17 protein-coding genes are annotated in these 14,804 nt (G+C 63.9%); 15 read left to right on the plus strand and 2 right to left on the minus strand.

Translation table 11 applies throughout. The annotated features are described in order from the left end of the window. Window positions 1–3 precede the first annotated feature (3 nt). Window positions 4–459, minus strand: coding sequence for a CreA family protein (locus tag FQU74_RS05195; RefSeq protein WP_146285355.1), 456 nt, complete (start codon window positions 457–459; stop codon window positions 4–6). A gap of 122 nt (window positions 460–581) precedes the next feature. On the opposite strand from FQU74_RS05195, the gene FQU74_RS05200 reads away from it, so the two are divergent. Then, window positions 582–1,742, plus strand: coding sequence for an isovaleryl-CoA dehydrogenase (locus tag FQU74_RS05200; protein ID WP_146285356.1), 1,161 nt, complete (start codon window positions 582–584; stop codon window positions 1,740–1,742). Between the two features lie 102 nt (window positions 1,743–1,844). Here the strand turns inward: FQU74_RS05200 and FQU74_RS05205 are convergent, their stop codons facing one another. Further along, window positions 1,845–2,438 carry an OmpW/AlkL family protein gene (locus FQU74_RS05205; RefSeq protein ID WP_373288989.1) on the minus strand — a complete coding sequence of 198 codons (594 nt, stop codon included), beginning with the start codon at window positions 2,436–2,438 and terminating at the stop codon, window positions 1,845–1,847. A 133-nt stretch (window positions 2,439–2,571) separates the two neighbouring features. Between FQU74_RS05205 and FQU74_RS05210 the strand changes: the two genes are divergently transcribed. From FQU74_RS05210 to nuoF, 14 genes are all read left to right on the plus strand, one after another. Further along, complete coding sequence (locus FQU74_RS05210) at window positions 2,572–3,081, plus strand: hypothetical protein (RefSeq protein ID WP_146285358.1); 510 nt, start codon at window positions 2,572–2,574, stop codon at window positions 3,079–3,081. Between the two features lies 1 nt (window position 3,082). Further along, complete coding sequence (locus FQU74_RS05215) at window positions 3,083–4,687, plus strand: carboxyl transferase domain-containing protein (RefSeq protein ID WP_146285359.1); 1,605 nt, start codon at window positions 3,083–3,085, stop codon at window positions 4,685–4,687. An 11-nt stretch (window positions 4,688–4,698) separates the two neighbouring features. Then, complete coding sequence (locus FQU74_RS05220) at window positions 4,699–5,136, plus strand: thermonuclease family protein (protein ID WP_206664997.1); 438 nt, start codon at window positions 4,699–4,701, stop codon at window positions 5,134–5,136. A gap of 43 nt (window positions 5,137–5,179) precedes the next feature. Further along, window positions 5,180–7,078, plus strand: coding sequence for an acetyl/propionyl/methylcrotonyl-CoA carboxylase subunit alpha (locus FQU74_RS05225; protein ID WP_146285360.1), 1,899 nt, complete (start codon window positions 5,180–5,182; stop codon window positions 7,076–7,078). Beyond that, window positions 7,075–7,953, plus strand: coding sequence for a hydroxymethylglutaryl-CoA lyase (locus FQU74_RS05230; protein WP_146285361.1), 879 nt, complete (start codon window positions 7,075–7,077; stop codon window positions 7,951–7,953). Before FQU74_RS05225 ends, FQU74_RS05230 begins: the two co-directional genes overlap by 4 nt. Beyond that, complete coding sequence (locus tag FQU74_RS05235; RefSeq protein ID WP_146285362.1) at window positions 7,946–8,728, plus strand: crotonase/enoyl-CoA hydratase family protein; 783 nt, start codon at window positions 7,946–7,948, stop codon at window positions 8,726–8,728. Before FQU74_RS05230 ends, FQU74_RS05235 begins: the two co-directional genes overlap by 8 nt. A 253-nt stretch (window positions 8,729–8,981) precedes the next feature. Further along, window positions 8,982–9,347, plus strand: coding sequence for an NADH-quinone oxidoreductase subunit A (locus tag FQU74_RS05240; RefSeq protein ID WP_146285363.1), 366 nt, complete (start codon window positions 8,982–8,984; stop codon window positions 9,345–9,347). Continuing rightward, window positions 9,338–9,871, plus strand: coding sequence for a NuoB/complex I 20 kDa subunit family protein (locus tag FQU74_RS05245; RefSeq protein WP_146285364.1), 534 nt, complete (start codon window positions 9,338–9,340; stop codon window positions 9,869–9,871). Before FQU74_RS05240 ends, FQU74_RS05245 begins: the two co-directional genes overlap by 10 nt. An 11-nt stretch (window positions 9,872–9,882) precedes the next feature. Continuing rightward, window positions 9,883–10,488: an NADH-quinone oxidoreductase subunit C gene (locus FQU74_RS05250; RefSeq protein WP_146285365.1), complete on the plus strand. Its 606-nt coding sequence runs from the start codon at window positions 9,883–9,885 to the stop codon at window positions 10,486–10,488. After that, entirely contained in the window at window positions 10,485–10,916 is a 432-nt protein-coding gene (locus FQU74_RS05255; protein WP_146285366.1) for a thioesterase family protein, read from the plus strand. Before FQU74_RS05250 ends, FQU74_RS05255 begins: the two co-directional genes overlap by 4 nt. A 1-nt stretch (window position 10,917) precedes the next feature. Beyond that, window positions 10,918–12,159 (plus strand): NADH-quinone oxidoreductase subunit D, encoded by a 1,242-nt coding sequence (locus tag FQU74_RS05260; protein WP_146285367.1) that lies wholly within the window; start codon window positions 10,918–10,920, stop codon window positions 12,157–12,159. Further along, window positions 12,159–13,253: an NADH-quinone oxidoreductase subunit NuoE gene (gene nuoE, locus FQU74_RS05265; RefSeq protein ID WP_146285368.1), complete on the plus strand. Its 1,095-nt coding sequence runs from the start codon at window positions 12,159–12,161 to the stop codon at window positions 13,251–13,253. The genes FQU74_RS05260 and nuoE overlap by 1 nt, the downstream gene beginning before the upstream one ends. A gap of 9 nt (window positions 13,254–13,262) precedes the next feature. Next, on the plus strand, window positions 13,263–13,499 hold the full coding sequence (locus FQU74_RS05270; RefSeq protein WP_146285369.1) for a DUF5337 family protein: 237 nt from the start codon (window positions 13,263–13,265) through the stop codon (window positions 13,497–13,499). A gap of 9 nt (window positions 13,500–13,508) precedes the next feature. Further along, a complete protein-coding gene (nuoF, locus tag FQU74_RS05275; protein ID WP_146285370.1) occupies window positions 13,509–14,804 on the plus strand; it encodes an NADH-quinone oxidoreductase subunit NuoF in 1,296 nt (431 codons plus the stop codon).

Genomic DNA, 14,804 nt, shown 5'->3' on the forward strand with positions numbered 1-14,804 from the left:
GCCTCAGGGGGCCGCGCCACCAAGGGACACGACCGACAGCGACATCTTGCCCGACCCTTGGGTCAATTCGCTGGCATGCCCCAGATAGACGAGGGCATTGTTCTTCGCATCAAGGATCCGCGTGACCTTGAGCGATTTCAGGATCAGCGACCGGCCTTCGCTGAAAACCTCTTCGCCGCTGTCGCCTGTGTCGATATCGCCAAGGGTGATCGGGCCGGTCTGGCTGCAGTCCACGGCCGAATAGCTCGGATCCTCGAACCAGTTGCCCTGGCTTAGCCGGTCAACGACAGAGCGGTCGAAATAGGCCAGATGGCAGGTCACGCCCTTGACCTTGGGGTCCTCGAAGGCCTCGATGATGATATCGTTGCCGACCCAGTCGACGCCGACCTCACCAACCTGTTCAGCAGCGGCGGCATGCGACAGCGCTGCCAATGCCACCGCGAGCCAGATGATGCGCATTCTCGTCCCTCCTGCTTTGACGATTTCAAGCTGGGGGATCGGGCGGGTGCCTGCAAGGGGCTTGACGCGACTCAGCTGATGACGCTTAAATGAACAAGTGTTCAAATCCTTGGGGAGGGGCCATGTTCACATCACCCATGCGGTTCGATCTGGGCGAGGATATCGCGGCCATGCGCGACATGGTTCACGCCTGGGCGCAGGACCGGCTGAAGCCGATCGCGGCCGAGGTGGACCGGACCAACCAGTTTCCCGCTGCCCTCTGGGCAGAGATGGGCGAACTTGGGCTATTGGGCGTGACCGTCCCCGAAGAATACGGTGGCGCCGGAATGGGCTATCTGGCGCATGTCGTCGCCATTGAGGAGATCGCGCGCGCCTCGGCCTCGGTCGCGCTGTCCTACGGCGCGCATTCCAACCTGTGCGTGAACCAGCTGAAGCTGAACGGCAACGCGGCCCAGAAGGCGCGCTATCTGCCCGGCCTTGTGGCGGGCACGCATGTCGGCGCCCTTGCCATGAGCGAGCCGGGCGCGGGCTCGGATGTAGTGGGCATGAAGCTGCGGGCAGAGCGGCGCAATGACCACTACCTGCTGAATGGCAGCAAGTACTGGATCACCAATGGCCCTGATGCCGATACGCTGATCGTATATGCCAAGACCGATCCCGAGGCCGGCGCACGCGGCATCACCGCCTTTATCATCGAATGGGGGTTCAAGGGGTTCTCGACCAGCCCGCATTTCGACAAGCTGGGCATGCGCGGGTCGAACACGGGCGAGCTGATCTTCGACGACTGCGAGGTCCCCTTCGAAAACGTCCTGGGGGAAGAGGGGCGTGGCGTGAAGGTGCTGATGTCTGGCCTTGATTTTGAGCGGGTCGTGCTGTCGGGCATCGGCACCGGCATCATTGCGGCCTGCCTTGATGAGGTGCTGCCCTATGCACGCGAGCGCCAGCAGTTTGGCCAGCCGATCGGGAACTTCCAGCTGATGCAGGCCAAGATCGCCGATATGTATGTCGCGCTGAACTCGGCCCGCGCCTATGTCTATGAGGCCGCGCGCGCCTGCGACCGCGGCGAGGTCACGCGCGCTGATGCGGCGGGCTGTGTGCTCTATGCCAGCGAACAGGCGATGGTGCAGGCGCATCAGGCCGTGCAGGCGCTTGGCGGGGCGGGGTTCCTGAACGATTCGACCGTAAGCCGCCTGTTCCGCGATGCAAAGCTGATGGAGATCGGCGCCGGCACCAGCGAGATCCGCCGAATGCTGATCGGGCGCGAGCTGGTGGGGATGGGCTAGGCCATGCCGGGCAATCTGGCGCGCACCATGAAAAAGGGGGGCAGGCATGGCCCACCCCCCTTCGCACCCTTCTGCCCGTCCGGGGAAAACGCGATGGACGGATCAGAACTTCCAGACGTAAGAGATGCTGGCGACCAGCGGATCAACCTCGACCTCGCCAACCTTGACGCCGTCGAGTTTGACGTCGCTGTCAATGTCGATGTAGCGCAGGTCAAAGCGCACGGCGCCTTTCTCGCTGACGGCGTAGTCAAGGCCCAGGGTCGCTGCAAGCCCGAAGCTGTCGTCAATTTCCAGATCGCCAAGGGGCGAGCGGTCCTCGAAGAAGGTCGTGTAGTTCAGGCCAACGCCGACAAACGGGGTCAGCGGGCCACCGGTCGGGATGTGCCAGTTGATCGACACGGTCGGGGGCAGGTGCTTGGTAGTGCCGATCTTGGTTCCGCCAAGGTTGATGTCATGTTTGAACGGCAAGGCGCCCAGAACCTCGACACCGACATTGTCGCGGAAGAAGTATTCAAAGGTGATGATCGGACGGGCGTTGCTGTCGATATCGACCTCGGCGCCAGCGACCGTGCCGTTGCCATCCTTCGGGGACACGTAACCGACGCCGAACCCCAGGGTCATATCCCCGGCGGATTGAGCGAGCGAGGGCGCGGCCAAGGAGGCGGTTGCGAGACAGGCAAGAAGAAGCGTTCTCATGAGTATTCTCATTGTTTTGACCGCTGCGAACCTGCGTCCGAGGCGGACGTCAAAACCTTGATCTGCATCAATTCCAGCGTGAATGCAGGTGCGGCATTCTGGCGCGCAAGTCTATGAAAGGAATAGATGTTTCATGAATGGATCTTTGCGTCTGGCGTTGGTTTCGGTCGTGATCGGACTTTTGTGGCCTGCGTCGATCATGAATGCTGAAAATGTGGCGCCGGGACTTGCCGTGGACTGTCTCGCCACCGCTGATGCGCGCCATGAGGTTGGCGTGGCTCAGGGTGACGGGGTCGCGATCACTGGCCTTTCTGCCGAACAGGATCGCTGTCTGGGCCTTCCTCCGGCGCTCTGCCGCGAAACCGAGTCACCGGAAACCTGCCTGCGCGAGGCCTCTGCCGCGGTCATGGCGAAAGCGCATGAGCTGCGCGCCGCGCTGCCTGAAACGATCGGCGGCGAACCTGCGGCCAAGGCGACCTACGGGCGCGAACTGGCGGGATTTGATGCGGCGGGGGCCTTGGATACGGGGTGCCCACCGGACGGCCTCGACGCGGCGGACTGCCAGTATTTCAACGCCGCGATGCACCTGTCGACGCTGCGCGCCATGGCGCAACTTGCCCGCCAGAATCCGAAGGGAGACTAGCATGAAACTCGCCTCTGGGGTCCTGACCGGATCGGACAGCTTCCGCGCCAACAGGGCGGCGCATCTTGCGATGCTGGCGACGGTGGAGCAAGCCGCCACACATGCCGCGGCGGGGGGCGGGCCGCAGGCCATGGCGCGGCATGTCTCGCGCGGCAAGATGGCCCCACGCGACCGGGTGGCGAACCTGCTCGATCCCGGATCACCCTTCCTCGAGATCGGGGCCATGGCGGCGCATGGGATGTATCACGGCGCGGCGCCGGGGGCGGGACTGATCGCCGGTATCGGCCGGGTGCATGGGCAAGAGGTGATGGTGCTGGCCAATGATGCCACGGTGAAGGGTGGCACCTACTATCCGATGACAGTGAAAAAGCACCTGCGGGCACAGGAAATCGCGCAGGAATGTCATCTGCCTTGTGTTTATCTGGTCGACAGCGGCGGTGCCAACCTGCCCAATCAGGACGAGGTCTTTCCCGACCGAGACCATTTTGGCCGCATCTTCTATAATCAGGCGCGCATGTCGGCGGCGGGTATCCCGCAGATTGCGGTGGTGATGGGGTCCTGCACTGCAGGCGGGGCCTATGTTCCCGCGATGTCGGATGTGACGATCATCGTGAAAGAGCAGGGGACGATCTTTCTGGCGGGTCCGCCCCTGGTTCGCGCCGCGACGGGCGAGGTGGTCAGCGCCGAGGATCTGGGCGGCGGTGATGTGCACACCCGACTTTCCGGCGTCGCGGACTATCTGGCCGAGGATGATGCCCATGCGCTTGCCCTTGCGCGACGCGCGGTAAGCCACCTGAACCGGGCGCGGCCCGCGTCGGTGCAGTGGCAGGCGGCCGAAGACCCGGCCTATGACCCCGACGAAATCCTGGGCCTTGTCCCCGCCGATCTGCGCACCCCCTATGACATCCGCGAGGTCATCGCCCGCGTCGTCGACGCCAGCCGCTTTGACGAGTTCAAGCCGCGCTTTGGCGAAACTCTGGTCACGGGCTTTGCGCATGTAGTGGGATGCCCGGTCGGCATCGTTGCCAACAATGGCGTGCTGTTTTCTGAGGCTGCCATCAAGGGCGCGCATTTCATCGAACTGTGCAGTCAGCGTAATATCCCCTTGGCTTTCCTGCAGAACATCACAGGCTTCATGGTTGGCCGGAAGTATGAAAACGAAGGCATCGCGCGCCATGGGGCCAAGATGGTGACGGCGGTCGCCTCGACCAATGTGCCCAAGATCACCATGCTTGTGGGGGGCAGCTTCGGCGCGGGGAACTATGGCATGGCGGGGCGGGCCTATCAGCCGCGGTTCCTCTGGACCTGGCCCAACAGCCGCATCAGCGTCATGGGGGGCGAACAGGCAGCGGGCGTTCTTGCCACGGTCAAGCGCGAGGGGATCGAGCGCAGCGGCGGCACATGGAGCGCCGAGGACGAGGCCGAATTCAAGCGCCCCACGATCGAGATGTTCGAGCGGCAGAGCCACCCACTTTATGCAACCGCGCGGCTTTGGGATGACGGCATCATCGATCCGCGCAAGACACGGGCTGTTCTCGCGCTCAGCCTCTCGGCCGCGTTGAATGCACCGATTGAACCGACGCGCTTTGGCGTGTTCCGCATGTGATGGGGCGCCGGATGTCAGCCGATCTGTTCACATATCTCGTGCTGCTGGTCATGGCGCTTTGGGCCGTGGCGCAGACTTTTGCACCCTACGAGGGGTTGTCTGATGCGGGCTGTCGTCTGGGGCATGTCTACGATGGCGACACGGTCGAGTTGATCTGCGGAGGTCGGCGGGAACGCGCGCGGATCGTGGGCCTCGACACCCCGGAAACCCGCGATGCGGTCTGTGCTGAGGAGGCGGCGCTTGGGGCGCGGGCGACCGATCGGTTGCGCAAGCTTGTTCAGGGCGCGCAACCCGGCATCACCGATCTTGGACATGACAAGTACCAACGGCGCCTGATCCGCCTGCGGCTGAACGGCACGGATGTGGCCGAGACGTTGATCGCCGAGGGGCTGGCCGTGGCCTATGACGGCGGTCGCAGGATCGACTGGTGCGAAAGGTTGCGGACATGAGCATGCGCGCCGAACCCCGAACCCCGCTGACAGAGGTGACCTGATGTTCCGCAAGATCCTGATCGCCAACCGGGGCGAGATTGCCTGCCGCATCATCGCCACGGCCCGCCGGATGGGCGTGGCAACCGTCGCGGTTTATTCCGAGGCCGATGCGCGGGCTGCGCATGTCGCCGCTGCCGATGAGGCTCTGGCCATCGGTGGCCCTGCACCGCGCGACAGCTATCTGCGCGGTGATGCGATCATCGCAGCCGCGCTGGCAAGCGGGGCCGAGGCGATCCATCCCGGCTACGGCTTTCTGTCCGAGAACCCCGACTTTGTCGACGCGGTCGAGGCTGCGGGGCTTCGGTTCATCGGCCCATCGGCATCGGCCATCCGCGCCATGGGGCTGAAAGACGCCGCGAAACGGCTGATGGCCGATGCAGGCGTGCCGGTCGTGCCGGGCTATCATGGCGACAATCAGGACCCCGATCATCTGGCCGGTGCTGCGGATGCGATCGGCTATCCTGTGCTGATCAAGGCGGTGGCAGGCGGCGGCGGCAAGGGGATGCGCAAGGTCATGCACCCCTCTGACTTTGCGTCCGCGCTGGAAAGTGCGCGTGGTGAGGCCGCGACTGCATTCGGCAATGACGCCGTGCTGATCGAGAAGTTCGTGGAAAAACCGCGCCACATCGAGGTTCAGGTCTTTGGTGACGGGACCGACGCCGTTCATCTGTACGAGCGGGACTGCTCGCTGCAACGCCGCCACCAGAAGGTCATTGAAGAGGCCCCCGCACCGGGCATGCCGCCCGCCATGCGCGCCGCGATGGGCGAGGCTGCTGTGCGCGCGGCCCGCGCCATCGGATATAGCGGTGCGGGCACCATCGAGTTCATTGTCGATGCATCGGACGGGCTGCGTGCCGATCGTTTCTGGTTCATGGAGATGAACACTCGCCTTCAGGTCGAGCATCCTGTGACCGAGGCGATCACCGGGGTCGATCTGGTTGAATGGCAGTTGCGTGTCGCGGCGGGCGAGCCGCTGCCGCTGCGACAGGATCAGCTTGCGATCAACGGCCATGCCTTTGAAGCACGGCTCTATGCTGAAGACGTGCCTGCGGGCTTCTTGCCGGCAACCGGGCGCATTGCCCATCTGGCCTTTCCGCCGGGGGCCCGCGCCGATAGTGGCGTCAGGGCGGGGGATGTGATCAGCCCATGGTATGACCCGATGATCGCCAAGATCATCGTGCACGGGCCCACCCGCGCGGTGGCGCTGCAGCAGCTTTCACGTGCCCTCGCTGGTACGCAAGTGGCGGGCACCACCACGAACCTTGCCTTTCTGGGCGCCTTGGCCCGGCATCCACGTTTTGCCGCCGGTGATGTCGACACCGGGCTGATCGAGGCGGACCTGCCTGCACTTGCGCAGGTCCCGGCCGCATCGGCGGGGGTTCAGGCGACAGCGCTCCTCGCCGCGGCCGATCTTTCCGGGGCGCCACTGCAGGGCTTTGCCTTGTGGTCGCCGCTGCGGCGCGAGATCAGGCTGGACCGGGGCGAAGAAACGCTGGTTGGCACATTGCTGCTGACCCCAAGTGGCCCCCGGATCGAGATCGACGGACACGAATGCACCCCGCCCGACCTGCCGGTGGTCAAGGCAGGCGGCCAGATCCACGTCTTTGATGCGGGCCAGTGCTTCAGCTTTGCACCGCATGATCCGCTTGCGCGCGGCGCGGTGACAGGGGCTGCCGGGAACGCCACAGTTTCGCCGATGCCGGGCCTTGTGAAGGCGGTCTTCGTCGGGCCGGGGCAGGCCGTGCAGGCCGGTGACCGGCTGGCCGTGCTGGAGGCGATGAAGATGGAGCACACGCTGACCGCCGCCCGTGACGGCGTTGTGGCCGAGGTGCTGGTGGATGCCGGCGCGCAGGTCGAGGCGGGCGCTGTGCTGATCCTGCTGGCCGAGGATGCGCCATGACCGCTTCTGGCGACCGGGTCGAGATTGTCGAGGTCGGCCCCCGTGACGGGCTGCAGAACGAGGCGCGGCTGATCCCGACTGCGGACAAGATCGCGCTTGTCGATCTTCTTAGCCGTGCGGGCTTCCAGCGGATCGAGGTCACGAGCTTTGTCTCGGCGAAATGGGTGCCGCAAATGGCCGATGCGGCCGAGGTGATGGCCGGTATCACCCGCACGCCCGGTGTCCACTACGCGGCGCTGACGCCCAACCTGAAGGGCTATCAGGCGGCGCGCGCCGCGCGGGCAGATGAGGTGTCGATCTTTGCCGCAGCATCAGAAGGCTTCAGCCGGGCGAACCTGAACTGCTCGATCGCAGAAAGCCTTGATCGCTTCGCGCCGCTGGCCGAGGCTGCGCGTGCCGATGGCATCCCTCTGCGCGGCTATGTCTCGGTCGTCACGGATTGCCCCTTTGACGGGCCGACGCCGCCCGCACAGGTGGCTCGGGTCGTGGCGCAAATGCGCGATCTGGGCTGCCATGAGATCAGCCTTGGCGAGACCATCGGCCATGGCACGCCAGACGCGATCCGCGCCATGCTGGAGGCAGTGTTGGCAGAGTTGCCGGCGGATCGCCTCGCTGGTCATTATCACGACACGCGGGGCAGGGCGCTTGAGAATATCGAGGCCTCGCTGGATCTTGGCCTGCGCACCTTTGATGCGGCGGTCGGCGGTCTTGGTGGTTGTCCCTATGCTCCCGGTGCTGCGGGAAATGTGGCGACCGAGTCGGTAGCGCTACGCCTTGCCGAATTGGGTTTCGAGAGCGGACTTGATGCATCTATCCTGACCGAAGCCGCCGCCTTTGCCCGCAGACTGCGAACCCCGCGAGGACAAGATGTTTGAGACCCTGACCCTTTCCCAGGATGCCCGCGGCATCGCCCGACTGACCCTGAACCGCCCCGCGCGGCACAATGCCATGTCAGCGCAGATGATCGCTGAGTTGACCGAGGCGGCTGCCCTACTGGCCGCTGCGCGCGAGGTCCGTGTCGTGGTTCTTGCCGCCGAGGGCGAAAGTTTCTGCGCGGGCGGCGACCTTGCATGGATGAAGGATCAGATCGAGGGTGGCCCGGACGCCCGCCGAACTGGCGCCAAGGCGCTGGCAGGGATGCTGAACGCGCTGAATACCCTGCCAAAGCCGCTGATCGGAAGGGTGCAGGGGCCGGCCTATGGCGGGGGGCTGGGCCTCATGTCCGTCTGCGACGCCTGTATCGGTGCCGATCATGCGCGCTTTGGCCTGACTGAGACCAAGCTTGGACTGATCCCCGCAACCATCTCGCCTTACGTCATCGCCCGGATTGGTGGCGCCGCGGCGCGGCGGCACTTCCTGTCCGCCCGGCTGTTTGATGCCAACGAGGCCGCCCGCATTGGTCTTTTGGCCGAGTCCGTACCACAGGATGATCTCGATGCGACGCTTGAGGCCCATGTGAGGCCTTTTCTTGCCTGTGCCCCTGGCGCGGTCGCGGCGTCGAAGTCGCTGGTTGCGCGCCTGTCTCCGGCCATTGATGCGGCCATGCTGGAGGAAACCGTCGCCCTTCTGATTGCCCGCTGGGAGGACCCCGAAGCGGCCGAGGGCATCGCCGCGTTTCTTGAAAAGCGCAGTCCGGGCTGGGCTGTCTGAGGCGGCGTTGCAAACATTGCCACGGCGAGCAATTCCGACAGAATCCATTGGGAGTTCTGCGCTGCGGCATTCCGGGCGGTGCAACTGCGACAAATTCTGCATACCATAGCATACAGTGGCGGAAATCCCGGCAACGACGAGGGTTTTTCCAGCGGCCTTCGGTTGACCCGGCCAAAGGGCGGGAGTAAACGGAACCCAGCAACGATCCGCCGAGCGTGGCAAACCTGCCCGCCGTCAGCCGAAGGAGCCACTCGTGGACGAACTTCTCCGAGAGTATCTTCCCATCCTTATCTTTCTCGCGCTTGCCGTCGGCCTGGGACTCGTGCTGATCCTTGCCGCCGTCGTACTGGCGGTGCGCAACCCGGATCCCGAAAAAGTTTCGGCCTACGAATGTGGCTTCAACGCCTTTGACGACGCCCGGATGAAGTTCGACGTGCGCTTCTACCTTGTGTCGATCCTGTTCATCATCTTCGACCTTGAAGTGGCCTTCCTGTTCCCTTGGGCGGTGGCCTTTGGCGAGATCTCGATGGTGGCCTTCTGGTCGATGATCGTGTTCCTCGGCGTGCTGACCGTGGGCTTTGCCTATGAATGGAAGAAAGGGGCGCTGGAATGGGCGTGAGCACTGCTGCCAACCATGCGGCCAATGATCTTGATGCCGGCATGGCCGCGATGAATCGCGACCTGCAGGACAAGGGCTTTCTGCTGACCTCGACCGAAGACATCATCAACTGGGCCCGCACGGGCAGCCTGCACTGGATGACCTTTGGTCTGGCCTGCTGCGCGGTCGAGATGATGCACACCGCTATGCCGCGCTACGATGTTGAGCGTTATGGCTTTGCTCCGCGCGCCAGCCCGCGCCAGTCCGACGTGATGATCGTCGCGGGCACGCTGACCAACAAGATGGCCCCTGCGCTGCGCAAGGTCTATGACCAGATGCCAGAGCCGCGGTATGTTATCTCGATGGGCAGCTGCGCCAATGGCGGCGGCTACTATCACTACAGCTATTCGGTGGTGCGCGGATGCGACCGCGTGGTTCCGGTGGATATCTACGTCCCCGGCTGCCCGCCCACGGCCGAGGCGCTGATGTACGGCATCCTGGCCCTGCAGCGGAAGATCCGCCGTACCGGCACTCTGGTCCGCTGAGGGAGGGGAAGATGTCCGAAGCCCTGCAACAACTGGCAGATCACGTCCAGCTGAAGCTGCCGCAGGCCGTGCTCGCGACCCAGATCGCCTTTGGCGAGCTGACGGTCGAGGTGCAGCCCGCGCAGATCGTCGCCGTGATTGACCTGCTGCGCACCGATGCCGCCTGCAAGTTCTCGACGCTCGTTGATATCACGGCCGTCGATCTGCCTGAGCGGGCAGAGCGGTTCGACGTGGTCTACCACCTGCTGTCGATGTACACCAACCAGCGCATCCGCCTGAAAATCGCCGTGCGCGAGGATGAGATGGTGCCCTCGATCACCTCGGTTCATCCCAGTGCCAACTGGTTTGAGCGTGAGGTGTTCGACATGTTCGGCATTCTCTTCTCGGGCCATCCCGACCTGCGCCGGATCCTCACCGACTATGGCTTCCGCGGCTATCCGCTGCGCAAGGATTTCCCGACGACCGGCTACACCGAGGTCCGCTATGACGAGGCGCTGAAGCGCGTCGTCTATGAGCCGGTGAAACTGGTCCAGGAATACCGCCAGTTCGACTTCCTCTCTCCGTGGGAAGGCGCGCAATACGTGCTGCCCGGCGACGAGAAGGGGCCGGCCAAGTGAAAGACGGGCTGAAGATCGGGGCGCGGGCAGAGCACCGCTTCACGGTGGCAGAGCGGCACACGGTGCGCGCCCTGTTCTCCGAGGAAGCGGCGTTTCCGGCCATGCCCGCGGTCTTCGCCACCGCCTATATGACCGGGCTGATGGAATGGGGCTGTGTCGAGGTGATCCGTCCCTACTACGAGGACGGCGAGGACAGCCTCGGTATCCACGTCGATTTCAGCCATGTGGCGCCCACCCTGCCGGGGCAGGTGGTCACGGTGACGGCGGAACTGACCGAGATTGACGGGCGCCGCTTCGGCTTTCGTGTCTCGGCGCATGACGGGATTGATCTGATCGGCGAGGGGCGCCACCAGCGCGCGCTGATCGACACGGAAAAATTTGCAAACCGGCTGGCGGCCAAACGCGCCGCCGCGGGGCTGGAGGGCTGAGATGGACGGCGACATCCGCGTGAACACCTATGATGACGGCAGCCGCGACGCGGCGACCGGCGAACAGCAGATCCGCAATTTCAACATCAACTTCGGCCCGCAGCACCCCGCAGCGCACGGCGTGTTGCGCCTTGTGCTGGAGCTTGACGGCGAGATCGTCGAACGCTGCGACCCGCATATCGGCCTGCTGCATCGCGGGACCGAGAAGCTGATGGAGAGCCGGACGTACCTGCAGAACCTGCCTTATCTTGACCGGTTGGACTATGTGGCGCCAATGAACCAGGAACATGCCTGGTGTCTGGCGATCGAAAAGCTGACCGGCACCGTCGTTCCGCGTCGCGCGAGCCTGATCCGCGTCCTTTATTCGGAAATCGGTCGCATTCTGAACCACCTGCTGAACGTCACGACGCAGGCGATGGACGTGGGCGCGCTGACCCCGCCGCTGTGGGGTTTTGAAGAGCGCGAAAAGCTGATGGTCTTCTATGAGCGGGCCTGCGGCGCGCGGCTTCACGCGGCCTATTTCCGTCCGGGCGGTGTCCATCAGGACCTGCCGCCAGCGCTGATCGATGATATCGAGGAATGGGCGCATGCCTTCCCCAAGGTGCTTGACGATATCGATGGTCTGCTGACCGAAAACCGTATCTTCAAGCAGCGCAACGCCGATATTGGCGTCGTGACCGAGGATGACATCCAGAAATGGGGCTATTCGGGCGTGATGGTGCGCGGATCGGGTCTGGCCTGGGACCTGCGGCGCGCACAACCCTATGAATGCTATGATGAATTCGACTTCCTGATCCCTGTCGGAAAGAATGGCGACTGCTATGATCGCTACCTGTGCCGCATGCAGGAAATGCGCGAAAGCGTGAAGATCATCCACCAGGCGATCGCCAAGCTGCGCGCGCCCGAGGGCAAGGGCGACGTTCTGGCCCGTGGCAAGCTGACCCCGCCCAAGCGCGCCGACATGAAGACCTCGATGGAAGCGCTGATCCATCACTTCAAGCTTTATACCGAAGGCTTCCACGTTCCGGCCGGCGAAGTTTACGCCGCTGTCGAGGCGCCCAAGGGGGAGTTCGGCGTCTACATGGTCGCCGATGGCACCAACAAGCCCTACCGCGCCAAGCTGCGCGCGCCGGGGTTCCTGCACCTGCAATCCATGGACTACATCGCCAAGGGCCACCAGCTGGCCGATGTGGCCGCCATCATCGGCACGATGGACGTCGTGTTCGGGGAGATCGACCGCTAATGCTGCGCCGCCTTCACAAGGAACAACCCGCCTCTTTCGCCTTCACGCCTGCGAACCTCGCCTGGGCCGAAGGGCAGATCTCCAAATATCCCGAAGGTCGTCAGGCCAGCGCGATCATCCCGCTTCTGTTTCGCGCACAAGAACAGGAAGGCTGGCTGACCCGCCCCGCCATCGAGCATGTGGCCGATATGCTGGGCATGGCGCATATCCGCGCGCTGGAGGTGGCGACCTTCTACTTCATGTTCCAGCTGCAACCGGTTGGTACTGTTGCGCATATCCAGATCTGCGGCACCACGAGCTGCATGATCTGCGGCGCCGAGGATCTGATCGCCGTCTGCAAGGAGTTGATCGCGCCCGCGCCGCATACCCTGTCGGCCGATGGCAAGTTCAGCTGGGAGGAAGTCGAATGCCTTGGGGCCTGCGCCAACGCGCCGATGGCCCAGATCGGCAAGGATTACTACGAGGACCTGAGCCCCGAGCGTCTGCGCGAGATGATCGCAAAGTTTTCGGCAGGTGAGGTGCCGGTTCCGGGCTCGCAGATCGGGCGCTATTCGTCCGAGCCGCTGAATGGGTTGACCTCGCTCAAGGACTTTGAATCGGGCCGGACGCAATACAATGCCTCGGTGCAGCGCGCGGTGGATATCCGCGACACCGTCAAGCGCATCGATGGAACCGAGGTTCCGCTGATCACGCCCTGGCGCGGCAATACCGCAGGGGCAAAGCTTGCCGACAGCGTGCCCGAGGCAAAGGCTGCCGCGCCCAAAAAGGCCGAGCCCAAGCCAGCCGCCGTTGCCGATCTGCCGGCCGAGGGCAAGAAGCCCGCAGCCCTTGGTGCTGCCCGCGACGGCAAGGCGGATGACCTGAAGAAGATCGAAGGCATCGGCCCCGCACTGGAAAAACTGTGCCATGAGCTTGGCATCTTCCATTACGACCAGATCGCTGGCTGGGGCGCTGACGAGATCGCCTGGATGGATGGCAACCTCAAGGGCTTCAAGGGCCGCGTGACCCGTGACAAATGGGTCGCTCAGGCGAAAATCATCGTCGAACAGGGCCTCGAGATCTTCCTCGAACGCGCCAAGACCAACGATTACTGAGGGCAGGGCATGACCGCTTCCAACCCCGATGTGGAACGCAACAGGCGCGATGCGCGCCTGATCGCGTTCATCATCGCGGGAACCATGCTGGCATGGATGGGGGCGCAATGGCTGGGCGGAAGGCTTGGGTGGGAACCCCGCTATGCCTTTTTGCTGGACCTCGCCGCACTGGCCGCGTTCTTCTGGGCGCTGGTCGTCACATATCAGATCTGGCGGCGGCACAAGGCCGCGCACCGGGGGAATTGAGGGCAGAAGATGCTGCAGGATCAGGACCGGATCTTTACCAACCTCTACGGGATGCATGACCGTTCGCTCAAGGGCGCGATGAAGCGCGGCCACTGGGACAAGACGGCCGATCTTCTGGCGCTTGGCCGCGACGGGATCATCCAGATCATGAAGGACTCCGGGCTGCGGGGCCGCGGCGGCGCGGGCTTCCCGACCGGCATGAAATGGTCGTTCATGCCCAAGCAGTCGGATGGTCGCCCCTCGTATCTGGTGGTGAACGCCGACGAATCCGAACCTGCCACCTGCAAGGACCGCGAGATCATGCGGCACGACCCGCATACCCTGATCGAGGGGTGTCTGGTTGCCGGTTTCGCGATGAATGCGGTTGCGGCCTATATCTACATCCGTGGCGAATATGTCCGCGAGAAAGAAGCCCTGCAGGCCGCCATTGATGAGGCCTATGATGCAGGCCTGATCGGCAAGAACGCCTGCAAGTCGGGCTATGACTTCGACGTCTACCTGCACCACGGGGCCGGCGCCTATATCTGCGGCGAGGAAACCGCGCTGCTGGAAAGCCTTGAAGGCAAGAAGGGCATGCCCCGGATGAAGCCGCCGTTCCCGGCGGGCTCGGGCCTCTACGGCTGCCCCACCACGGTGAACAACGTGGAATCTATCGCTGTGGCCCCCACCATCCTGCGCCGTGGCGCCGCGTGGTTTGCTGGCTTCGGCCGCCCGAACAACGCGGGCGTCAAGCTGTTTGCCATGTCGGGCCATGTGAACACGCCCTGCGTGATCGAAGAGTCGATGTCGATCCCGATGAAAGAGCTGATCGAGAAGCACGGCGGTGGTGTGCGTGGCGGCTGGAAGAACCTCAAGGCCGTCATCCCCGGCGGGGCAAGCTGCCCAGTAATCCCGGCGGACAAGTGCGAAGACGCGATCATGGACTATGACGGGATGCGCGCGCTGCAATCCTCGTTCGGGACCGCCTGCATGATCGTGATGGATCAGAACACCGATATCATCAAGGCGATCTGGCGGCTGTCGAAGTTCTTCAAGCATGAAAGCTGCGGCCAGTGCACGCCCTGCCGCGAGGGCACCGGCTGGATGATGCGTGTGATGGACCGTCTGGTGCGGGGCGAGGCCGAGGTCGAAGAGATCGACCTGCTGCTGAGCGTGACCAAACAGGTCGAAGGCCACACGATCTGCGCCCTTGGCGACGCGGCTGCATGGCCGATCCAGGGCCTGATCCGGCACTATCGTGAAGAGATCGAGGACCGCATCAAGGCCAAGCGCACCGGGCGCATGGGCGCGATGGCGGCTGAATAA

The sequence above is a fragment of the Gemmobacter aquaticus genome (assembly GCF_007859075.1).
In the GTDB taxonomy this organism is placed as follows: domain Bacteria; phylum Pseudomonadota; class Alphaproteobacteria; order Rhodobacterales; family Rhodobacteraceae; genus Gemmobacter; species Gemmobacter aquaticus.